The 23,563-nt window shown below is 70.4% G+C and carries 12 protein-coding genes; 6 read left to right on the forward strand and 6 right to left on the reverse strand.

Annotation, left to right across the window (positions count from 1 at the left end):
* Window positions 1–28: 28 nt before the first annotated feature.
* The gene (locus MRBLWS13_RS13845) at window positions 29–3,784 is read left to right on the forward strand and encodes a LamG-like jellyroll fold domain-containing protein (RefSeq protein ID WP_349425919.1); all 3,756 of its coding nucleotides are present in this window, start codon (window positions 29–31) and stop codon (window positions 3,782–3,784) included.
* A gap of 163 nt (window positions 3,785–3,947) precedes the next feature.
* Here the strand turns inward: MRBLWS13_RS13845 and MRBLWS13_RS13850 are convergent, their stop codons facing one another.
* Window positions 3,948–5,216, reverse strand: coding sequence for a glycosyltransferase (locus MRBLWS13_RS13850; protein WP_349425920.1), 1,269 nt, complete (start codon window positions 5,214–5,216; stop codon window positions 3,948–3,950).
* A 654-nt stretch (window positions 5,217–5,870) separates the two neighbouring features.
* Here MRBLWS13_RS13850 and MRBLWS13_RS13855 point away from each other — a divergent pair.
* A complete protein-coding gene (locus MRBLWS13_RS13855; RefSeq protein WP_349425921.1) occupies window positions 5,871–11,882 on the forward strand; it encodes a DNRLRE domain-containing protein in 6,012 nt (2,003 codons plus the stop codon).
* 67 nt (window positions 11,883–11,949) lie between these two features.
* The gene (locus MRBLWS13_RS13860; RefSeq protein WP_349425922.1) at window positions 11,950–13,437 is read left to right on the forward strand and encodes a glycerophosphodiester phosphodiesterase; all 1,488 of its coding nucleotides are present in this window, start codon (window positions 11,950–11,952) and stop codon (window positions 13,435–13,437) included.
* Between the two features lie 226 nt (window positions 13,438–13,663).
* Here the strand turns inward: MRBLWS13_RS13860 and MRBLWS13_RS13865 are convergent, their stop codons facing one another.
* Entirely contained in the window at window positions 13,664–15,229 is a 1,566-nt protein-coding gene (locus MRBLWS13_RS13865; protein ID WP_349425923.1) for a sugar transferase, read from the reverse strand.
* Between the two features lie 257 nt (window positions 15,230–15,486).
* The gene (locus tag MRBLWS13_RS13870) at window positions 15,487–16,647 is read right to left on the reverse strand and encodes a polysaccharide deacetylase family protein (RefSeq protein ID WP_349425925.1); all 1,161 of its coding nucleotides are present in this window, start codon (window positions 16,645–16,647) and stop codon (window positions 15,487–15,489) included.
* A gap of 147 nt (window positions 16,648–16,794) precedes the next feature.
* Between MRBLWS13_RS13870 and MRBLWS13_RS13875 the strand changes: the two genes are divergently transcribed.
* Both MRBLWS13_RS13875 and MRBLWS13_RS13880 read left to right on the forward strand, forming a co-directional pair.
* Window positions 16,795–17,202, forward strand: coding sequence for a hypothetical protein (locus MRBLWS13_RS13875; protein ID WP_349425926.1), 408 nt, complete (start codon window positions 16,795–16,797; stop codon window positions 17,200–17,202).
* A gap of 45 nt (window positions 17,203–17,247) precedes the next feature.
* Window positions 17,248–17,760 (forward strand): ACT domain-containing protein, encoded by a 513-nt coding sequence (locus MRBLWS13_RS13880; RefSeq protein ID WP_349425927.1) that lies wholly within the window; start codon window positions 17,248–17,250, stop codon window positions 17,758–17,760.
* A gap of 139 nt (window positions 17,761–17,899) precedes the next feature.
* On the opposite strand, the gene MRBLWS13_RS13885 is transcribed toward MRBLWS13_RS13880, so the two are convergent.
* From MRBLWS13_RS13885 to MRBLWS13_RS13895, 3 genes are read right to left on the reverse strand one after another with little or no spacing between them, the layout of a single operon-like run.
* The gene (locus tag MRBLWS13_RS13885; protein ID WP_349425928.1) at window positions 17,900–21,907 is read right to left on the reverse strand and encodes a hypothetical protein; all 4,008 of its coding nucleotides are present in this window, start codon (window positions 21,905–21,907) and stop codon (window positions 17,900–17,902) included.
* 11 nt (window positions 21,908–21,918) lie between these two features.
* Window positions 21,919–22,164, reverse strand: coding sequence for a helix-turn-helix transcriptional regulator (locus tag MRBLWS13_RS13890; protein ID WP_349425929.1), 246 nt, complete (start codon window positions 22,162–22,164; stop codon window positions 21,919–21,921).
* On the reverse strand, window positions 22,164–22,640 hold the full coding sequence (locus MRBLWS13_RS13895) for a DUF2975 domain-containing protein (RefSeq protein ID WP_349425930.1): 477 nt from the start codon (window positions 22,638–22,640) through the stop codon (window positions 22,164–22,166). The genes MRBLWS13_RS13890 and MRBLWS13_RS13895 overlap by 1 nt, the downstream gene beginning before the upstream one ends.
* Window positions 22,641–22,782: 142 nt before the next feature.
* Between MRBLWS13_RS13895 and MRBLWS13_RS13900 the strand changes: the two genes are divergently transcribed.
* Window positions 22,783–23,346, forward strand: a complete 564-nt coding sequence (locus MRBLWS13_RS13900; protein ID WP_349425931.1) for a dihydrofolate reductase family protein — start codon at window positions 22,783–22,785, stop codon at window positions 23,344–23,346.
* Window positions 23,347–23,563 lie beyond the last annotated feature (217 nt).

Raw genomic sequence — 23,563 nt, forward strand, 5'->3', positions numbered from 1 at the left:
GTCTCGAATTCTGGGAATCGGGGTTGACGTGCGTACTCGCATCTTCGCGAGCCTTGCCGCTGTTGCGGCGCTCGCGATCGGATTGATCGCTCTACCACCTGCCGAAGAGGCGAAAGCCCTCTCGCCTGATCTGCCGTTCAGCGCCGATGCGCTGCCGACCTGGCAGACCAACGGCGTGGTCTGGCAAGTGGGTATATCCCGCGGCAGGGCAGTCGTCGGGGGGACCTTCAGCCAGATCCGCCCGGGCGCAGGACAGTCAGGCGCTGCGAGAAGTCTGCAGAGCCTGGCCATCCTGAACGCCGCGACAGGGGAGCCGGACGCGTGTCAGCTGCCGGTCGCCTTCAGCGGCGGTACGGCAGCGGTCTACGCGGTGAAGGCGGCGCCTGACGGCAACACGGTCTTCATCGGCGGCCAGTTCACGAGCGTGGGCGGCGTCGCGGTGAGCCGGCTCGCGGAGATCAACGTCGCCACCTGCACGGTCACGCCGTTCCGGGTGAGCGGCATCTCCAGCTATGTGCTCGACATCGAGCCCTCCAACGAGTTCGTCTACTTCGGTGGCGTCTTCCAGACGGTGGGAGGACAGAGCAGGCGCAGCTTCGCGAAGGTCAACCGCGCAGGAACTCTGCAGACGGCTTTCGTCGCCAACGCGTCCGGTGTGACGGAGGAGCTGTACAGCAACACGGTCGTGCCCAACAAGAATGCCCGAGGGGATGCGCTCCAGCTCTCCCCGGACGGCACCAGGCTCGCGATCGGGGGCGACTGGTTCGACATCAACGGATCGGCATCCCACAGCTTCGCCGTCATCGACGCGACGACGGGAGCGGTGTTGCGCACGTGGCCGGCCAGCACGGTCGGCAACACTTCGCGGACGAAGATGATCAGCTCCGACGGGACGCGGTTCTACGTGGCGCAGGAGGGATTCGCCGGGTTCGACGGCGCCCTCGCCTACAACTGGTCCGATTACAGCCAGGCGTGGCGCGACAACTGCGCCGGCGCCACACAGGCGATCGTCCCGTATCAGGGACTGCTGTTCGAGGCGCACCATCGCCATGACTGCTCGGCGATGGGGATGTTCCCGGACGGGCGGCGCACCTTCCTCTCGGTGAGTCACGCCACTGACCCGACGCAGCTGCAGATCGGCTGGCTTCCGGAGCTGAACGACGGCACCGGCGAAGGCATCGGCCCGCGCTCGATCGCGATCGGACCGGGCACGAACGGCACGCCGTACCTGTGGGTCGGCGGGGAGTTCACCCGCGTCAACGGCGCCAATCAGCAGGGGCTGACGCGGTTCAGCCCGACCGATACGGGCGCACCACCGGTCCCGGCCCTCGCGGCACGCGCCATCACGCCGAACGCGGTCCAGGTCAACATCCGCGGTGTCTATGATCCGGACGACTCGGACATCACCTACGCCGTGTATCGCGGGAACAACACGACGACCCCCGTCTGGACCGGGGTGGCCCAGTCGAAGCACTGGTATCGCTTCCAGGCCACCTTCGTGGATACGGATGTGACGCCCGGAACGAGCTACACGTATCGCGTCCGCGCGATCGACCGGGCGAACAACCAGAGCGCCCTGTCGGGGACGGCGACGGTCACGGCATCGGCGACAGGGTCCGTCTACGCATCCACGGTCATCGCCGATCAGCCACGGCTCTTCTATCGCTACGACGACACGGCGAACGCGCAGTGGGTCGTGGACAGCGCCGGCCCGACGGTCGTCGGGCTCAACGGCCTCGCGCAGAACGGCGTGAACCGCACCGCCGCGGGGGCGATCCCCAACGACGCGAGCCGCAGTGCGACGTTCACCGACACGCAGCCGAACGGGTTGCCGCAGTATATCTGGAACGACGTCATCGCGCCCGGACCCACCGTGTACTCGGTGGAGACGTGGCTTCGTACGACGTCGACCACGGGTGGGGCGCTCGCCAACTACGGATCCTCGACGGGGCGCCCTCGTTCGGACACCGGAGTCGATCGCGTCAGCGGCACGGTCGACCGTGTGGTGTACATGGAGAACGGGACCGGGTTCCTGCGGTTCGGCGTGCGCGCCGGGTTCGGAACGACGACGCTGCGGAGTCTCGCGGCGGTCAACGACGGGCAGTGGCACCACGTGGTCGGCACCCAGGGGCCGGGCGGCATGCGGCTGTATGTCGACGGAGTCCTTCAGGCGCAGAACGCCACGACGGGCAGCGGCACCTACAACGGCACGTGGCACGTCGGCGGTGACACCCTCAACGGCTACCCCAGTGCGGGCAACGCCCTGGTGAACCGCTACTTCGACGGCCAGCTGGACGAGACGGCGGTGTACTACCAGGCGCTGTCGCCACAGCAGGTGCAGAACCACTTCAGTGTCGGGACGGGCTTCGTCGACGCGGTGGTTCCGAGCACGCCCCAAGGGGTGGGTGCCTCGTTCGACGGAGCGAACGTCGACGTGACCTGGACCGCCTCGACCGACAACGTCGGCGTCGCGGGTTACCGGGTCTATCGCGGCACGACCGCCGGGTTCACCCCCGCGGCCGACACGCTCCGCGGGACGGTCGCGGGCACGACGTTCGAAGACGTCGCACCGCCTCCTGGCACCTTCTACTACAAGGTCGTCGCCTTCGACGGCGCCGGCAACGCGAGCGCGGCCTCCGCGGCCTCCGCTCCCGTCACTGTCGTCGACGGTGTGGCGCCGAGCGTCCCGACGGGAGTGAACGCCGTCGCGGCGGGGCAGGCGGCCGACGTCTCCTGGACGGCCTCGACGGACAACGCCGGGGTGACGGGCTACGCGCTGTACCGGGGCTCGGATGCCGGCTTCGTGCCGAGCATGGAGACCCTCATCCAGCCGGACATCGCCGGCACCTCGTACCACGACACGCCGCTCTCCGAGGGCACGTGGTACTACAAGGTGACCGCACGCGATGCCGCCGGGAACGTCTCCGGTGCGTCGAGCGCGGCATCCGTCGTCATCGTGGCTCCCGACAGCACGCCGCCGAGCGTGCCCGGGGGACTGACGGCGACCGTCGAAGGCGCCAACAACGTCACCCTGAACTGGAGTGCCTCGACGGACAACGTCGGGGTCACCGGATACCTCGTCTACCGAGGCACGACGGCCGGCTTCACCGCGAACGACGCTTCTCGGATCGGCGACGTGGCGGAGACGACCTTCACCGACAGCGCTCGGCCGCAGGGCACGTGGTTCTACAAGGTGGCCGCGAGGGATGGATCATCGAACGTGAGTGCGGCCTCGGTCGCGGCGAGCGCCACGGTGACCAATCCACCGGCTCCACCCACGACGCAGACGATCGTGACGACCGCCGACTCGATGGCCGCGGCCATCAACCCGGCCTTCGCCTATGGAGCCACCAACCAGATATCGTCGCGCTTCAACACCACGATCGAGTCCTTCCTGCGGTTCGACCTGCCGGCAGCGCCGGCCGGGCAGGTGCTCACTTCGGCGACGATCTCGCTGCGGACGTCCAACGATTCGACGGCCGGATCGACCGACATCCACGAGTTCCGGCTCGTCAGCGGCACGTGGCAGGAGGGCACGATCACCTGGAACAACCGTCCTACGAGTGTGGGGGCGGCTGTCCTCGGGCAGCTCACGGGAGCGACGGCGGTGAACAGTCCCTACATCGCCAACCTGTCCGCCGCCGACCTCGGACCGCTGGCCGGCACATCGATCACGCTGCGACTGTCCAGCCCGGCGGGCAGCGACAACGTGCGGCTGTGGTCTCGTGAGGCGACGTCAGCGGATTATCGACCCACGCTGACGCTGACGTACACGACACCCTGAGCGGGGGAGAGGCGGCGGCGGAGCGAGCGTTCCGCCGCCGGCTCGGCCGTGGGCGACCCGCGGGCCGCAGGCTCGGCCGTGGCGACTCGAGGGCCACTCGGGCCATCGGCGGCTCGCGGGCCGCCGGCCGGTGAAAGGACGCCGCGTCCGGGTCCGTCGTCCGTCAGTGGTGGAGGACCGGGCGGTGCCCGCGGCTCCGCGAGCCGGCGAGTGCGCCGGCCGACGCGCGCCGACCCGACACCATCGCCGCCTGGATGGTCGCCTCGAAAGAGGCGACCGCGGCGTCGACGCCGAGATGCGCATCCCGATAGCTCTGCGCGGCGCGGCCGAACGCCCGTGCGGCGACGGGGTCAGCCGCGAGCCGCTCGGCGGCGTCGACCAGTGCGCCCGGGTCGCCCGCAGGGACGCACGGGCCGGCTCCGGCGGCAGAGACCTCATCGTGAGTGATGCTCGACGGGTCGACCGCGGCGATCACCGGAAGCCCTGTGGCGAAGTACGTCGTCAGCTTGCTGGGGACGGCCATCTCGGTGACACCCGGGCGCTCGTTGACCAGGAGGAAGTCGGCTGAGGCCAGCGCACGCTCGAAGGCGCCGTCCGGCAGCGGATCGAGGAACTGCAGTCGTGAGCATGACGCCATCGCCTCGAGGGCGTGGCGCTGGTTCCCGTCGCCCAGTAGGACGAACTTCACGTGGGATCCGCGGCGAGCCGCCTCGAGGGAGGCATGGACGACGTTGTCGAGTCCCTGCTTCGCCCCGATGTTGCCGGCATGCAGCACGACCACGTCATCGTCCGCCCAGCCGAGCTCCCGGCGGAGCATGCTGTCCCGTCCGGCGCCGTCCGTTCTCACGTGCGACCAGTTCCGCACGACGTCGACGGGCGTGGCGACCGACAGGTCCTCCTGGAGCACGCGGCGGAATCGGTCATGGATCGCCACGACCCGGTCGGCGGAGTTCACCAGCCCGCGCTCGAGCGCGGCGATCCCCGCCGCGCCATGCGACACGGCACCTGTCTCCCGCGCGCCGAGCGTGTAGATGTCCTGTACCCACACGATCGTCGGTACGCCCGTCAGTGCAGCACGGACGGCGGCCAGCCGGGAGGAGATCATCGCGGGGCTGACCAGGACGACGGCATCCGGGCGGTGCCAACCGGCGAAGGTCGCCCTGAGCCCGAAGGTCAGCTCCGAGAGCGCCCGATGGAGCATGGTGTGACGTCGAGGCACGTAGTGGCGCAGTCGCGTGACGTCGACCAGATCCCGCGTCTCGGTGCGGGTCCAGCCGCCGTAGCCGTCCTGAACCTTCCACCACGGATAGTGCGGATGCGTGGTGATGACCCGCACGCGCCATCCTCGCGCCGCGAGGGCGCACGCCATGCCCTCCGTGTAGGGCGCGATGCCCGTCGGTTCGGGCGCGTAGTTGATGCCGACGAAGAGCACTCCGGGCGCTGTTCGACGTCTTGTCGCACCCCCCAACGCGGCGGCGCTCGCAGCCGTCGTCGACGGTCGCGGCATCTTCGCCGTCTCCGGCGACGCCGATACGCGTGACGATCGGGCGCCGAGGCGCCATTCCCCAGCCATACTTCCCCCCAGCGGGCGCGCGACGACATCGTCACGACGCATCTCGGAGAGCGCTCCCCAGCGCGGTCCATCGGCCGTCGGTTTCGGGTTCAACGGCCGTCAGCGTCCCTCGCCTGCCGGCGCGGAACGCGGTCTCTTCGGCCGTCGGTTTCGGGTTCGACGACCGTCTCGTCGGCCGTCGGTTTCGGGTTCAACGGCCGTCACCGTCCCTCGCCTGCCGGTGAGGGACGTTCTCGGGCACACCATACAACGCAACCGCGTCGCGCGGAATAGCCGGTCCGAACGCGACGCATCCACTCGGCGTTCCGTCGGAGGCGCGGGCCCCGTCACGCGCCAGAGCCCCCGCGCAGCAGATCCCTGGAGACAAAGCCGGAACGGAGGCGTACAGTGTGCCTTGCATCGTCCCGAAAGCCGAGAGACGCACTGGGAAGCGTCCGAGCTCGACGACTGGGAACCCGGCGGTGCTTCTGGGATGGCCCACGGATACGTCTGTGGGCGTTGGGGGTGTGACCGATGGTCTCACGTGTCTGGGCAGGTGTCGTCGTAGCCTCGGCACTCGTGGTGGGCCTTGTCGCGGTCACGCCGCCCGAACCGGCTGCAGCCCTCTCGCCCGGCGTTCAGTTCAGCGCCGACGAGCTGCCGACATGGCAGACGAACGGAACGGTGTACGCGCTCGCGCAATCGGCCGGCAAGGTCGTGGCGGGGGGCACGTTCAGCGAGCTGCGTCCGCCCGAAGGAGGTTCGGGTTCGCCGGTCGCCGTGAACGCCCTCGCGATCCTCGACGCCGAGACGGGCAGCGCCGACGCGTGCCAGCTGAGTCTCTCGCTGGCCGGGGGAACACCGGCGGTCTATGCGGCCATCGCGGCGCCCGACGGCAACACCGTCTACATCGGCGGGAACTTCTCGAACGTCGGTGGTGTGTCCACGGGGCGTATCGCCCAGATCGACGTCCGCACGTGCACCGTCACGGGCTTCCGGCCCCCCAGCATCTCCTCGATCGTGCACACCCTCGCCGTGAAGGGCACGACGATGTACTTCGGCGGCATGTTCCTCACGGTGGGCGGCGAGGCACGCCAGCGGTTCGCCGCCGTCGATGTCACGACCGGGGCGCTGCTTCCGTGGACGGCAAACGTCGACGACATCGGCCGAGGGATCGGCGTCTCGCCTGACGGCTCCAAGGTCGCGATCGGCGGAGACTTCTTCTCGGTCAACGGCGCGTACTCGCACTCGATCGCCATCGTCGACGCGGTCACGGGTGCGAACATCCGCACCTATCCGGCCGGGTTCATTGCGAACACCTCGGTGACCAAGCACATCTTCAGCGCCGACGACGGCAGGTTCTACATTTCGAACGAGGGCACCGGTGGCGGTGTCTTCGACGGGCGCGCGGCGTTCTCGTGGGCGACGGGCGACCAGCTCTGGCGCGACACGTGTCTCGGCGCCACTCAGATGACGCTGCAGCACCAGACGACCCTCTACTCCGTGAGCCACGGTCACAACTGCGACTCGGTGAATGCGCAGCAGGACGGCACGCGCCACTACTTCCTCGCGCAGAGCACGGTCGACGGGTCGCACTTCGCGTGGGATCCCAAGTCCAACGATGGCATCGGCGAGGGCATCGGCCCGCGCGCGCTCGTCATCGCGACCGGCAGGTCGACCGGGCAGCCGTTCATGTGGAGCGGCGGCGACTTCACCACGATCAACGGTGCGCCGCAGGACCACCTGACGCGGTTCGGGACCACCGACACCGGCAGTCCGCCGGCGCCGACGGTATCGGCGGTCGCTCAGAGCAGCGGGTCGATCGACGTCCGCATCCGCACCTCGATCGACGACGACGACTCGAACCTCACGTATCAGGTCTTCCGCAACAACTCGTCGAGCCCGATCTGGAGCGGCGCCTCGTCCTCGGTGTGGTGGAACCGCCCGCAGGTGACGTTCGTCGACACGGATGTGGTTGCAGGGGAGACCTACACCTATCGGGTGCGAGCGACCGACGGCACGAACACCTCGGTGCTCTCGCAGGTGGCGACCGCCACCGCGGTCGCACCGGCGGCCGATTACGCGGCATCCGTCCGTTCCGACGCGCCCGCGATCTATTGGCAGGGGAACACGACAGGGTCGTGGCTGCAGGACGGCTCCGCCGCGACGACGAACACCAGCCGCCAGCCGGGCGTGCTCGAGAACGGCGCGGCGAACTCGGCCGATACCCCCGTCGCCGGCGACCCCAGCGGATCACTCGTCTTCGACGGAGGCGACGACTACGTCTGGCACCAGGGACTGGCCCCCGCGCCGACGACTTACAGCGTCGAGACGTGGATCAAAACGACGACCACTCGAGGCGGCAAGATCATCGGATTCGGAAGCGGGCGCCCCCGCACCGACACCGGGGCGACCGTGCTCAGCGGCAGTTACGACCGGCACCTCTACATGACCAATGCGGGCCGCGTCGTCTTCGGGGCCTACACCGGCTCGACCGTGACCCTGACCTCGCTCAATGCGCTGAACGACGGGTCGTGGCATCACGTCGTGGGCACACAGGGCGCGAGCGGGATGGCGCTGTACGTCGACGGGGTCCGGGTGGCGCAGAATTCCAACGCGGTCGCCCAGTCCTACCACGGGGTGTGGCACGTCGGCGGAGACAACCTCTCCGGCTGGCCGAACCGCCCGACGAGCAACTTCTTCGCGGGCACGATCGACGAGACCGCCGTCTACTCGTCGGCACTCGGCGCCGGCGACGTGGCCGACCACTATGAGGCGGCGGGCCGAGAACTCGATCTCAACCACGCTCCCGCCGACGCCTACGGCACTCGCGTCTTCGCCGCAGACCCGACGCTCTACTGGCGCCTCGGTGACGCATCCGGCACCACTGCCGCCGACGCCGCCCGCTTCGGCACCTATCCGGGGGTGTACCGGAACGGCGTCACCAAGGGCCAGCCGGGCATCATCCCCGGCGATCCGGCGGTGACGACCCCCGGCACACAGCAGGGCACGGTCGCCACGCAGGCCACGCTCACGCCCTCGGCGGCCTTCACCGGCGAGATCTGGTTCAGCACCACGACCGCCGGCGGCAAGCTGTTCGGATTCGAGAACGCACAGACCGGCAACGGCACGAACTACGACAAGCATCTGTACATGACCGCGGGCGGCAATCTCGTCTTCGGCTCGTGGGTCGGCTCGGCGGCGGTCGTGACCAGCCCGCTCGGCTACGCCGACGGCAACTGGCACAGCGCGGTGGGAGTCTTGGACTCCTCCGGCCGGAAGCTCTACGTCGACGGCGTGCTCGTCGCGCAGAGCAGCGTCACCGGCGCGGATACGACGAGCGGGTACTGGCGCATCGGCGGCGGCAACCTCGGCAGCTGGCCCGGCGCGACCTCGAACTCGTACTTCCGCGGGGCGCTGGACGAGTTCGCCGTGTACAACGGCGGCCTGAGTGCCAACGAGATCGCCCGCCACTACGCGCTCGGGGTGCAGGACGCCGCATCCCCGAGCACGCCCTCCGGCCTCACCGCCACCCACGGCTCCGGCGGGGTGGACGTGTCGTGGGCGGCATCCACCGACAGCACCGGCGTGCTGGAATACCGCGTCTACCGGAGCACGTCGGCCGACTTCACGCCCGACGCCGATTCGTTCCTCGCGACAACGGCGACGACCTCGTACCACGAGGACGCCCCCGCGCTGGGCACGTACTACTACCGGGTGACCGCGGTCGACGGCGCCGAGAACGAGAGCCTGCCGTCGGCGCCCAGGCAGCTCCTCGTCACCGACATCGACGCCCCCACGGCACCCGCCAGCCCGGCCGCGACGCAGGCGGGGGCGAATGGCGCGACCGTCACATGGGCGCCGTCCGCGGACAACGTCGATGTGATCGACTACATGGTCTACCGGGGGGATGCCCCGGGCTTCTCGATCGCCGACGGGACGCTGGTCGGCACCGTCAGCGGCACGTCGTTCAGCGAGAGCGGGCTCTCCGCGGGCTCGCACTACTATCGCGTCGTCGCGCGAGATGCGGCGGGCAACGTCAGTCAGCCCTCCGACACCGCGATGCTGACGATCGTCCCGCCGGATGTGACCGCCCCGAGTTCACCGGGCGGCTTCACGGCGACGCTGTCCAGCGGAACCACCGTGACGCTCTCGTGGAACCCCTCGACCGATGACCGCGGCGTCAGCTCCTACGTGCTGTACCGGAGCCTCGTGGCGGACTTCACGCCGAGCGCGGGCAACCGCATCGCGGAGGTCACGACGCCGGGGCACGTGGACACGGGGCGTGCCGCCGGCACGTGGTACTACCGAGTGACCGCACAGGATGCCGCGGGCAACGTCAGCGCCCCAGCGTCCGCCTCGGTGACCATCCAGCCGCCGTCGCAGGCGGTCGAGGTGACACTCTCGCCCACCGAGGACGCGATGGTGGCGCAGTCGGCTCCGACGACCCTGTACGGCTCGTCGAACCAGCTGTCGGCGCGGGGAACCAGCGGAACGATCGAGTCGTTCATCCGACTGCCGCTGCCGGCCGCGCCGGCCGGGACAGTGCTGACGAGCGCCGTGCTGTCGGTCCGCACATCGAACGACAGCACCGCCGCGACGACGGACTCTCCTCAGTTCCGGCTGGTGACAGGCGCCTGGACCGAGGACGCCGTCACGTGGAACAACCGCCCGACCACGACGGCGACCGGCGTGCTCGGCACTCTCACGGGCGCGACAGCGCTCAACGCCGCCTACACCGTCAGCCTCGGCGCCGACGGACTGTCCTCGTTCCTCGGGCAGACGGTGACCCTCCGGATGTCGGGCGCCAACAGCGACAACGTACGCCTGTGGTCCGCCGAGGCGGTGGCGGCCTACCGGCCCTCGCTGCGGCTGACGTTCACGCCCGCCTCCGGTCCTGACACGCAGGCGCCGACTGTGCCGACGGGGCTGGCGACCTCCGTCGCCGGCAACGCGGATGTGACCGTCACCTGGTCGCCCGCGGCGGACAACGTCGGGGTCACCGGGTACACCGTGTATCGAGGGACGAGTGCGGGCTTCGCGCCGGACGCCTCCTCGAAGATCGCCGACGTGACCGCGCCGTCGTACACGGACAACGGCCGGACGCCGGGCGTCTGGTACTACAAGGTGACCGCGCGGGACGCGGAGAACAACGTGAGCGGTGCGTCGGCGAGCGTAAACGCGACCATCCTCGCCAACGGCGGCACACCGGTCGAGATCACGGTGCCGATCACCGACGACGCCATGGTGGCGCAGTCGGCTCCGACGACGCTCTACGGCACGTCGAATCAACTGTCGTCGCGCGGGACCGGGGGTGCGATCGAGTCGTTCCTCGCCGTCCCGCTTCCGGCCGCTCCCGCGGGCACGGCGCTCACGGGCGCCGTCCTCTCGGTGCGGACGACGACCGACGGCACGGCGGCCTCCGTGGACGCGCATGACTTCCGTCTCATGTCCGGAGCGTGGACCGAAGCCGCCGTGAACTGGAACAACAGGCCGCTGACGGCGACGTCGGGGGCACTGGGCACGCTCACCGGCGCGACGGCCACGAACACCCCCTACACGGTCGCGCTGACGACGGGCCCGCTCGCATCGGCCCTCGGCCAGACCGTGACGCTCCGGATGTCGAGCGCGGGCGCCGACAACGTCCGGCTCTGGTCGGCGGAGGCGACATCGGCGACGTATCGGCCGTCTGTGAGACTCACCTTCACACCCGTCGCCGGCCCCGATACGGAGGCGCCTTCGGTGCCCACGGGTCTGGTCGCGTCCGTCGCCGGCAACGCCGACGTCGGGCTCGCATGGAGCGCATCCACCGACAACAGCGGTGTGACCGGCTACACGGTCTACCGCGGGACCGCTACGGACTTCGCCGCCGACCCGTCGTCGCGGCTGTCCGATGTCACCGCTTCCTCCTATACCGACAACGGGCGCCCGACGGGCACCTGGTATTACCGGGTGACCGCGCGCGATGCCGCCGGCAACGTGAGCGCGGCTTCGTCCGCCGTCTCGGCGACCATCGCTCCGCCGGTCGTGCCGCCCGTCGTGCAGACGATCGTGACCAGCGCCGACACGATGGCCGCGGCGAGCAACGCTGCGGCGACGTACGGCACGACCAACCAGCTGTCGTCCCGCTTCAGCACGGGGATCGAGTCGTTCCTGTCGTTCGCCCTCCCTGCCGCACCGGCAGGGATGCAGCTGACGTCCGCCTCGCTGTCGGTGCGAACGTCCACGGACTCCACAGCGGCCTCCGCGAATGCACATGTCTTCCACCTGATGACCGGGCCATGGGACGAGGCGACCCTGACGTGGAACACGCGTCTCACTCAGACCTCGTCCGGAGTGATCGGGGAGCTGGCGAGCGCGGGCACCACCAACACCGCCTACACGGTGAGCATCCAGGCAGCCGACCTCGCGGGGCTGTCGGGTCAGACGATCACGATGCGGATGTCGAGCACGGCCGGGACGGACAACGTGCGTATCTGGTCGCGAGAGGCCACCAACGCGTCATATCGCCCCACGCTGACGCTCACCTACACAGCGGTGCCGTAGAGCACCCAGATCGCCGAGAGGAGCGCCTCGGCGGCCGAGGCGCCCGCGAACAACGGGAGGTGACGCGATGGCCCCGTCTCCGATATCGCGTCGTGTCTTCCTCATCGGCGGGCTGTCGACCGTGGTCCTGGCCGGCTGCTCGGCGCCGCCCCCGGCGAACGGGAACCCGTCCGAGACGATCCCCGCCGCTCCCTCTCCTTCGGGCGTTCCCTCGCCCTCGCGGGCACCCATCCCGTTCGACGTCCGCGAGCTCATCGGTCGGCCGAGGTTCTACGTCGGTCATCGCGGCAGCGGCGACAACTGGCCGGAGCACACTCTCGCCGCCTATCGGAACTCGCTGCAGGCGGGCGCCGAGGCGATCGAGATCTCGGTGTGCGCGACGTCGGACGGCGTGCTGATCTGTCACCACGATCTGTCAGGCGAACGGGTGCTGGGCGTCGACAGGAAGATCGCCGACATGACCTGGAGCGAGGTGAGCGCCCTGTCTGTGGACGCCCGGAGCTGGCTGGGCGTCGACACTCCGCTCGAGCCTGTCTCGAGGCTCGAGGACGTCCTGCGTGAGATCGGCCCGGACACGCTGGTGTTCATCGAGGACAAGCAGGGCACGAACACACGTCCGCTCCTGGACCTCCTCGATGCTCAACCCCGGGCGAGGGAGCGCTTCGTCTGGAAGCAGTGGGCGCCGGCCTCACAGGTGCGCGCTGCGAAAGAACGAGGCTACTGCGCGTGGGGATACTTCGACGTGGAGCAGATCGACCGCCTGGACGAGTTCGCGACGACTTTCGACATCCTCGGCGTGCCGGTGACGATGCCGGACGACGTGATCAGGCGCGTCGTGGTCACGGGGGTCCCGGTGATGTGCTGGGAGGTGCGGTTCCACGACGACGTGGAACGGCTCGCGGGCCTCGGGGTCGCCGGGCTGATGTGCTCCAACGTGGGCTACCTCGTCGACGGCAGGCCTGCCGACCGGGACGCTTTCGCGACCGGCCGACGAGCACCCGGCGACCTTCCTACGGCGATCGCCACCCTCGGCTGGTCTTCTCAGCCCTCGTTCGTCCCGGACCGGGCAGCTCTGCGCATCCAGCGGATGGACCCGACCAGCTATCTGATGGGTTCACTGGCCGTTCCGGGAGCGCAACTGAGCCGTCTGGACATGACGATCGTCTGGCCGGATGCCGTCCCTCCGCGCGGCGCTGCCGGCGCGGTGTTCGCCTTGACCGGCGACGCGCCGGGAGGGCAGGGCGGGCGGGGCGACGCCGACGGCTATCAGTTCTCGCTTCACGCCGACGGGACGATCGCACTCGCTCGCTGCGAGCGCGGTGTCACCGGATCCGACCTGGCGACGGGCACGGTCGACGCGCCGACCGCAGGCGACCCGGTGCGGATTCGGATCGACGTGTCCGACGACCGGGTGCGCGCCACCGCCGACGGTGGTGAGCCGATAGAGGCCGAGCTCGCTGAGCCCGACGGCAGGGGGCCCTGGATCCGCCTGTTCAAGGATTACGCGTCGAACGAGGCGGTCGAGTTCTCCCAGGTGCGAGTGGTGTCCAGCTAGCTGACCGCCCCGCATATTCCATTATCGGAATTTACGGCTCGCACCGTCTACGTCCGCCCGGGCGTCGGTCCCAAGGACCCGCGGTCACGCCCGCTTGGGGAACGGGCGTCCACCGGTGACGCCAGCGCCAGTGTGCACCTGACGGGCAGCGGCGGGTGACGACCGCGGGTCCAGCTGTTGGCGGCCGGCGACGCCATTGTCGCCGGCCAAGTCTTCTGAGGGAGCATCAGTAAGCCCCCTTCGGTGCCATCATGACCTTCGCCGTGCGCCACATGATCATGACGTCCGTGGCGATCGACCAGTTCTCGACGTAGCGCAGGTCCAGTCGAACGCTGTCGGCCCATGTGAGGTCGCTGCGACCGCTGATCTGCCAGAGCCCCGTGATACCGGGCTTGATGTAGAGCCGGCGGTACACGCTGCCGTCGTACGACGTCACCTCGTTCGGAAGCGGCGGGCGCGGGCCCACGATGCTCATGTCACCGCGCAGCACGTTGACGAACTGCGGCAGCTCGTCGATCGAGAACCTGCGCAGGATCGCGCCCACTCGCGTCACCCGCGGGTCGCGCTTCACCTTGAACAGCGGCCCTGCGCCGTCGTTCTGGGCGAGCAGCTCAGCGCGCCGCTCCTCGGCGTCGACCACCATGGTGCGGAATTTGAGCATCGAGAACTGACGGCCGTCGCGACCCACCCGCAGCTGGTGGAACAGCACAGGGCCGCGCGAGTCGAGTTTGATGGCGACGGCCACGAACGGCGCGATGAGCGCGATCGGCAGGAGGGCGAGGAGTGACAGCACCACATCCATCCCTCGCTTGATGGCGTGGATGCCGCCCTCGAACTCGGGGATCTTCACCTGCACGAGCGGCAGCCCGTCGAGGGGCCGCAGCGACAATCGGGGTCCTGCCACGTCGGTGAGCCGGTTGCACAGCACGAGCTCGGCCGCACTGCCCTCCAGCTCCCACCCCAGCCGCCGCACGAAGTCGCGGTCGTCGTCCGGCGTGCTCGCGACGACGATGGTGTCGGCGCCGGCCTCGCGACCGTAGGCCGCCGTGAAGCGGATCGACCCGATCACCGGGTAGAGATGATCCTCGATGTCGATCGGCTCGAACACGCCGTCCGTCGTCGTCGCTCCGATCACGAGGAAGGCGTGATGAGGGTCGTGCACCAGCTTCTCGATGACGTACTCGACGTCGTCGCGCGTGCCCGCGACGAGGACCCGTGATACGCATTCGCCGCGCTCGCGCTCGTGGATGAGCCACCTGCGCCAGAGCCAGCGGCTCAGCACCAGGGCGACGAGCCCGACGGGCAGCGCGATGATGAGCTGCGCGCGCAGTCCGGGCAGCTGCGCCAGGATGAAGACAACCGACAGGATGCCGAACGCGAAGCCCGTCGCATGCCCGAGGCGCATGTACTCGGCGGCTCCCGCGCCGAGCACGGAGGGTTCCCGCGTACGGGCGAGCGCCAGGAGCGTCATCCACGCGCAGATGACGAAGAGTCCGATGCGGGCGGGCCCGGCGAGCTGTGCGATGGGCACGCCGGCTGCGGCCTCGAAGACGATGGCCGCGGCGGCGGCCGCGGTGATGCAGACCGCATCGGTCGCGATCAGCCGTCGCCGGTAGCGCCTCTCCCAGAGGTGGCGGCGCTCCAGCGACGGCTGCGCGCGAGGGGCGATCGCGTCGGGGAGGACATCCAGAAGTGGGCGCGTCGGAGTTGGACGTCGGAGGAGCGTTCGGGTCACTCCTCCGGCGCCCGTCGGCGCCGCTTCGATCGCGGTCGGCTTCAGACCGCGGTCCACCGCGCGCACGATGACGCGTCCCTAGCAGACATGTACTTCCCCAGAAGCCCGCACGACGGCACGCCGAACAGGCCATACAACCCCAATGCGCAGACCCGGCCGGGTTGTCGGGTCGTGGGGTCGTTCGATTCGGGTTCGAACTCCCCCTGCGCCCTGTAAATGTACTGCGGCAGCCCGTCGATCGGAAGACTTTGCCCCCGAAAAACTTGACAAGACCAAATCGAAACCTGTAATGCGCCGTGTGCCGCAGCTTCGCTTCAGCCGATCAGGTTCACCAGCGCGTCGAGCCCCATGCCGTAGTTGATGCGCACCGTCGGCAGCGCGAGCTTGTCGGTTCCGATTGTGACGTAGCCGGGCTCGATGGTGCGCGCCATCTCCCAACCGGCCTGCCGGAGCCCCTCCTTTGCGGTGTCGTTGTAGTGACCGAAGGGATACGCCACGATCTCCTTCACACCGAGCACGCCGGCGGACGCCTCCATGTCGGCGACGATCTCGGGTACGCCGAGGTTGGTGATGAGACCATCGCCGTTGGCGCCCGCGCGGTGCATGTCGTGGGTGTGCGACCGGCGCAGCACATACATGTTCGGCGGGGGATCCTGGCGGTACGCCGTGATCATGAACGATGTGGCGAGCACCTTGTACGTGTCGATGACGGGCACCGCCAGGTCGAACCACGTCTGGTCGGCGTCGTCGTCGGTCACGATCACCGAATGGTTCGGCAGGAACAGCCGTCCGTCGATGAAGGCCGACAGCTCATCCCAGGTCGGCAGGTAGAACCCCGTGGTCGCGATGTGGTTCATATGCGCATCGAAGTCGCCGATGTACGCGTAATTGCCCCGCAGCCACCCGCTCTCACCCTCGGGATTCGCGGTGAACTGGTGGTACATGAGGATCGGGATGCGTGCGTCTTCGGCGGCGTTCTGCTCGGGGCTCACCCACGCGCCGTGCAGCGTCACCCGCCGATCGGTGCAGACGACGGGCTCGGAGCCGTTGACGCGTCCGGGAACGGCGAGGGCCGCGGCATCCTCCGGCGTCGCGTACCAGCCGGCGAACACGAGTCCCTCCCGCGAGGGGATCGGCAACGAGGCATAGAGCGCGCCCTGCATCTGGAGCATCGGTGCGTCGGCCACCCCCTCGCCTGCGAAGCTGACGGCGCAGGCCGCGGGGTCCGGCGCGCTCGCCAGCAACTGCTCCTCCGGAGTGAGCGGGGTCGGGACGGGGGTGGGTGTCGCCGCCGCGGTGGCGCTGGGCGTGGCATCCGCCTGCCGGTCTCCGGCGGCCGCGCGTGCGAACCCGATCGCGGCCACCGTGCCGCCGATCACGGCGAGCACGACGACGGCGCCCGCGATGCCCGCGAACACGCGGCGCCGACGTCGCCGCGCGGAGGGCCGCGCGGGATCCGTGCCGAAACTGGTCATGCGACTCCCCGAGTCCGGACCGCGCATCCCCACGTGCGATCTCTGCTCGGATGCTACCGGGATGCGGCCGCCGATCGCCCGACCCGCGCGCGGGTTGTGGATGAACCGTGTGCCACGACGGCGACGCGTTCGCTACGCTCGGGTCCCATGCTGCCTGCCGACTGGATCGAGTACCGGCGTTCCGACAGCGAGATCCTGGGATGGATGCTCGCCGAGGGCGACGGCTTCCGCGTGTTCGACCTGCTGGGCCGCGAACGGACGCCCGACGGCGCCGGCCCGCTCGAGTGGCTCGCCGCCGAGGAGCTGCTCGACGAGCTCGGCATCGGCTACCTGGCCGACCGGTGGACCCTGCACTTCCCCGACGGCAGCGAACGCCCGGTGCGCATCGCCGAGGCCAGCGCCCGGGGAGTCACCGTCGTCGCCGACGAGTTCGGCGCGGCCTCCGCCGTCGGCGGCGACCCGGAACGGTTCCGCCTGTCCTTCCCAGTGATCGACGAGCTCTCCCCCCCCGCTGATCCGCTCCGACCCGGAGCCGCCCGCCGCCGGCAGCGCTGAGGCATTCCGGTCCGCCGAGCCGGGCCGCATGGGTACAGTGTCCGCATGACGACGCTCGTGCTCACCGTGGTCGGCGACGACCGGTCCGGACTCGTGGCGGCGGTCGCCGACGTCGTCGGCAACCACGGCGGCAACTGGGAGAACAGCCAGCTGGCGGAGCTGTCGGGCGCCTTCGCCGGCATCATCGAGGTATCGGTGCCGGCCGAGCGGGCCGACGAGCTGCGCGCGGCGCTGACCGTGCTCGACGGCCTGCTGAAGGTCGCGGTGCACACCGGAACGGTGGAGCCGCCGCTCGGTACGGCGCGGCCGCTCACGATGCAGGTGATCGGGAACGACCGTCCGGGCATCGTCCGCGACATCTCGTCGGTGCTGGGCGCCCACGGCGTGAGCATCGACAAGCTGACCACCCACACCGCCGATGCCGCGATGTACGGCGGGCGCCTCTTCGAGGCGACGGTCGTCGCCCGGGTTCCGGCATCCGTCGACCTCGACGACCTCACAAGCGAGCTCGAGCGCCTGGCGACCGAGATACAGGTCGACGTCACCCTCGACACCTGAGCCCGCCGTCGAGGCCGCTCAACTGTCACGAACGGTGGCTCGGAGACACGAATCGTGACAGGCGAGCAGCCCGTGAGCCGCGGCTCGATCGGGCCGCGAGCGCGGTGCGGCTCCTCGGTCGGAGGTCTGGCCGCCTCGATCAGGTCAGATCGCGCAGCCGCGCGGCGAGCCCGGTGTCGTCGCCCGCCCGCCGTTCATAGCCGACGGCGATGATGAGCAGCACCGCACCGACCACTGACAGCGTGATCCACCAGGGCATGGCGTCGATGCCGCGGCCGATCTGCACCATGAACGCCAGCACATTCTCGATCGGGAGCACGACGATCCCGATGACGAACGGCGCTGCGAGGCGCTGCGTGGCGCCGACGAGGATCGCGACAAGGGCGATCGCCATGACGAAGATCGCCCGCCACGTGCGCGGGTCGGTGTAGGTGGCGGCGACCGAGGCGCTCAGCATCGTGACGAGCCCGGGCGCGAGCAGCGGCCACGACCCGGTCCAGCCCGCCGGCCATGCCTCGAGCCTGCGCGTTGGCGGGTCGACGGCCGGCCGACGGAGGGCCAGCGCACCCGCCGCGAGGAGGAAGAGGCCGAGGGGCAGCGAGAACCACTCGACCCGGAGGTCGCGCGGGCTCCACGCGACCACGGCCGTCACGAACGACACGGCGAACAGGAACGGCACCGGTGGCAGCCCCGTCGGCCCGCGCAGCCCGCGCGCGGCGACGGCGACCATGAGGGCGAGGAAGCCGAGCAGCAGCCCCCACATCGTCCAGATGACGAACCAGTCGCGCTCGATCGCCGGCCAGGTCGCCACGCCGACGATCAGCACCGCGGGCGCACCGAGCCACCGCGTGCGGGCGAGAGTCGTCCCCTCAGCGGCGTGCCGGTGCAGACCGCGTGCGGCGCTCGCCGCAGCACCGGCACCGAGCAGCCCGAACGCGAGGGCCGCGAGGATCGCTGGATCCGTCGGGGCCGGATCGAGGCCGATGCCCCAGCGAAGCCCCTGGATGGCGCCCGCTGCGGCGGCGACGATCGCGACGGCGAGCGTCGGAACGCGCAGAACGCGCAGGCGCCGAATCCGTTGGGCGGACGCTCGCGAGACGATGACGGATGCCGCCACCAGCGCCCACGCGGCGCTGACGAGTCCCACGGCCCGGCCAGGAGCGACGGCGTCGGCAGCGAACGCCGGCAGGGCGGCATCCGTCCCATCGAGGGCGAGTGCGAGGACCACGGGGACGACCGCTGTCGCGAGTCCGGCGGCGTACAGGCCGGCCGCAGGGCGACCGCGCGCGGTCAGCAGCGCGCCGACGACCGCGGCGCCGAGGGCGGGCGGGAGCAGATAGGGCTCGAGACCGGTGACGCCGACGATGCCCCAGGCACTCCAGAGGGCGCCGGTGAATGCCACGCCGGCGAGCGGCCACGCGTAGCGGCGCGGCGCGGTGAGCGCGGTCACGGCGAACCCGGTGCCGAGGATCACGAGCACCAGCAGGGTGGTGGGCAGGCCCGCCGACGTGCGCACCAGCGCGAGCGCGACGGCGATCGCGGCCGTCAGGAGAGCGGATGCCTCGACCGCGAGTCCGGCGGCGCGCGCCTGCGCCTGCGGCAGTCGCCGGCCGAGCGCGTCGCCGATCAGGTCGGCCGACGCCAGGACGCCCGCGACGATCGCCGCGATCACCGGGAGCATCACCGGCGACCCGCTCACGGGCAGCAGCTGCGCGCCGAGGCACACCGCCACGACGGCGACCGCGGGAACGAGCGTCGCTGACGCCAGCGTGCGCACCACGACGCCGAGACCCGCGCGTGCGGTGGTGACCAGCGTCAGCGCGAGGCCGAAGATGACGGCGGTCGAGAGGGCGGTCCAGCCGCTGCGCTCGAACACCACCTGCAGCACGCCGATCGCGAAGGGCACCGCTGTCACGACGAGCACCGCGTGCCATTCCCGAGACGGGATGCGGCGCGCGAACGTCGTCGCGATGGCGACCGCACCGGCAGCGCAGGTGGTGAGGCACACCACGACGAGCGGATCTGCGCCACCGCGGGCGAGCGCGGTCGCGAGCACGACGAGCGCGTACCCGAAGCCGACGCCGACATGCACGAAGCGGCCCGCGCGCGGTACGGTCAGCGCGAGCACGCCGATCGATGCGACGACCGCGGTCCCCGCCCACACCGTGAGGTCGTCGTCGCGCCACGACAGGACCGCGGCGAACAGGACGGCCGCGTGCGCGCCGGCCACAAGCGGCATGCGGGCGCTGGCCGAGGCATCGCGCAGCGAGGTGGTGACGACGGCTCCCGCGCCGACGGCTGCAACGAGTCCGATCGCGAGCCGCGCCCACACCTCGAGGCCGGGTAGCGACAGCACCGTGAGGAACGCGAGCACCGCGTACCAGGCGCCGAGAAACCCGAGCCATCGCGTGCCGAGCGGCTGCGGCCTCTGCTCGCCACCGGCGCCTGTCGGCAGCACGACGGCGCCCGGCGGCGTCATGCCGGCCTCCGTTCGGGGTGCGCCCTGCATTCGGGGTGCGCCCTGCGTTCGGGGCGTGCCCGGCGCGTTCGGGGCGTGCGCATCGCGCCCCGGCTGAGTGTCGTGCGCCCCGAACCCGTGGGGGTCGACGGATGCCGCGCCCGTCGCCGCGCCGGCTTCGACGCCGCGGGACGCGGTGATCGCGGCGAACGAGCCCAGCGACAGCGACAGTGCGGCGATGCCTACGGTCAGCCCCGTCGCGCTGCCGGGAAGCAGGAACAAGCGGTCGGCGGACGGGCCGGCGAGAGCGCCGGCGATCGACAGGAACGCCGTGAGCGTCGGGATCACGGCGATCAGGGCGACCACGCCGACCGCGCCGGTGAAGAGGGCGCCGCGTGCGACCACGCGGTGCAGCGGGGCGATCGCGCCGACGGCGACGAGCCCGAGGCCGGCGGCCACCGGGAACGCCGCGAACCAGGTGCCCATCCCGAGCGCGGGCATCGCGATCGGCAGCACCGCCACGGTGCCGACCATCGCCGCACCCGCGACGCCGCTCCACACGCGCCCCGCCGGGTGCTGCGCCGAGGCGACCGCGATCGCCGCGATGGCCACGAGCGTCGCACTCGCGAGGTACGCGGTCGGGACGGCGGTGGCGGCATCCGTCCCCCACACCGTCGAGAGCGCGGCGACGGCGAACCCGAACTGCGCCACCGTCAGCGCCGCGCGCTCCGCGGTGAGCGGGCGGCGCAGGCCCGAGCTTCGTGCGCCCGAGCCGATGCGGGAGACGAGGGCGACCAGCGCGCCGGCGGCGGCCGCCGAGGCGAGACATCCGGCCGTCGTCGCGAGCGCCGAGCCGGCACCCAGGCCGAACAAGAGCGGCACGAATGCGAGAGCGAGCAGACCGGTCCAGAGCCAGGCATGGATGCCGGCGCGTGGGCCGAGCACTGCCAGTGCGCCGCCCGTGAGCAGCGTCGCGAGCGCGGTGAAGACCCAGCCGTTCGCATCCCGGGGGAGCAGGGGCAGCGCCGCGGTGATCGTGAGCGCCAGGAACACGATCCCGAGGGCTCCGATCGCCTCGGCGGAGAAGCGCAGGTGCCGGCGGGCGAGGAAGGCGGATCCGCCGAGGAAAGCGGCCGCGATGGCACCGACGATCGCTGCGCGCGGCCACGGGTCGGTGAGATCGGGATTGAAGAATGTGAACACCACGGCGGCGACGGCGACCAGCGCCGCACCGGCGACCGCGAGCACGGACTGCACCGTCGCGGAGGCCCGGGGGGCGCCGGCGGTCGCGTCGACGCCGGCGGTCGCGTCGATGCCCACCACCGGAATGGGCGCCACAGTCGACGCGTCAGCTTCCGGTGGTGTCTCCGCACGCGCTGCGGCGAAGCTGCCCGTCGCCGCCGTGACCGGGCTCAGCGGCACCTGCGCGAGCAGCGCCTGGCGGGCGCGCAACGCGTCTGCGGCGTTCCGCGACGCGAGCCAGAGGTCGCGGCCGACGGCGCCGGCGAAGTCCGCACCGCACGCGGGACACCGCTGCTCGGCGACGATCCCCGCGGCGCACACCGGGCAGCGGACGACGTCGAGCAGCTCGGCGATCGCGGTGTCGCTCCAGGCGAGCGTGCGCCGGTCGCTCACGCTCGCGCCGCTGACGCTGACGCTGACGCTGACGCTGACGCTCGCGCCGCTCACGCTCGCACCGTTCACGCGTCGCCCTCCCGTGCGGCGATGGCGGCCGGATGGTCGTCGGGCACCCACTCCAGGATGTCGCCCGGCTGGCAGTCGAGCACCCGGCAGATCGCGTCGAGCGTCGTGAAGCGCACCGCCTTCGCGCGGCCGTTCTTCAGCACCGAGACGTTCGCCGGGGTGATGTCGATCGCGGCGGCGAAGTCGGTGACCGACATCTTCTTCTTCGCCAGCTGCACGTCGAGGTTGATGATGATCGGCATCAGACCACCTCCGAGAGGTCGTGCTGGAGCTGCGACGCCTTGCGCAGCAGTCCGCGCAGCACCACCAGCAGCAGCGACAGCCCGGCGCCGACCACGATGCCGAGCAGGCACAGCAGCACGATCGACGGCGATCCGGCCGGCGCGGTGATCAGGAACGCGAGGGTCGTGACGACCAGCACCGTGGCGAAGACGACGGCGGCCAGGCTCACGTCCACCCACACGAACGCGCGCGGCGTGAAGATGCTGTCGGCGCGCACGAGGGTCAGCAGCTGCCAGACGCAGACGAGCACCACCTGGGCGCAGAGGGTGAAGATGACGCCGATGACGATTCCGGGCACCTCGAGATACGCGAGGTACGGATACATCCCGGCCAGCGATCGCGCCATGCCGGGCAGCACCGCGACCTGGCACAGCAGCAGCAGTGCGATCAGCACCGCGATGAGTGCTTTGAGGACCACGATCGTTGTGGGGCGCATCACGAACCTATCGATAAACGGCAAGGACCTATCGAAAAACAATAGCTGCGGAATCCGTGCTCCGCGCAAGAGGGATTCCTGAGGATCGACTGGCAACGGGTGCGGGGTGGCCCGCGGAAGGCGCGCCGAGTAGCGTGCGGGCGTGGGCTTAGTGACGTACTTCAACTCCGCCTCGCTCGACGGCTACATCGCCGGACCCGACGGGCGGTGGGACTGGGCGACGCCCGACGCCGAGGTGCACTCGTTCGTGAACGAGCTCGTTGCGCCCGCGCGAACTCACCTCTACGGACGCAAGGTCTACGACGTTATGAAGGTGTGGGACGACCTGCCGCTCGAGGACCTGTCGCCGGCCGAGCGCGAGTTCGCGCTGCAGTGGCGCGACGCCGGCAAGATCGTCTACTCGAAGACGCTCGACGCGGTGACGACGCGCCGCACCGAGCTGCGCACCGACTTCGATCCCGTGGCGGTGAGAGAGATGGCGGATGCCGCCGCCGGCCCGATCGCGATCGGCGGCGGGCAGCTGGCATCCGTGGCGGCGCGCGCCGGCGTCCTCGACGAGGTGCACGTGATGATCGCGCCCGCGCACATCGGCGGCGGAGTCCGCTTCCTCGACGCCGGCCTACGACTCGATCTGGAGCTCATCGGCGAGCGCCGCTTCGCGAACGGGTTCGTGTACCTCGGCTACCGCGTGCGGCGGGGGGAATGAAGAAATCCCTCCGTGGCTGGTAGCTCATTCCATGCTTAACCACGGCGCGGAACGCTGCGGCGCACACCTCCACCCTACCCTCAAGAGGCCTCCCAAGACCCTCAGACTCACTCAGCCATGGCCGCAGTGATCACACGGAATGGAGGAGATTTGTACGATGAATCCGCGGAAGTCCTGGGCGACATGCTAATGCACTAGGTCCGGTGCTGCTGGACCC

The sequence above is a fragment of the Microbacterium sp. LWS13-1.2 genome, assembly GCF_040144835.1.
Classification (GTDB): Bacteria; Actinomycetota; Actinomycetes; order Actinomycetales; family Microbacteriaceae; genus Microbacterium.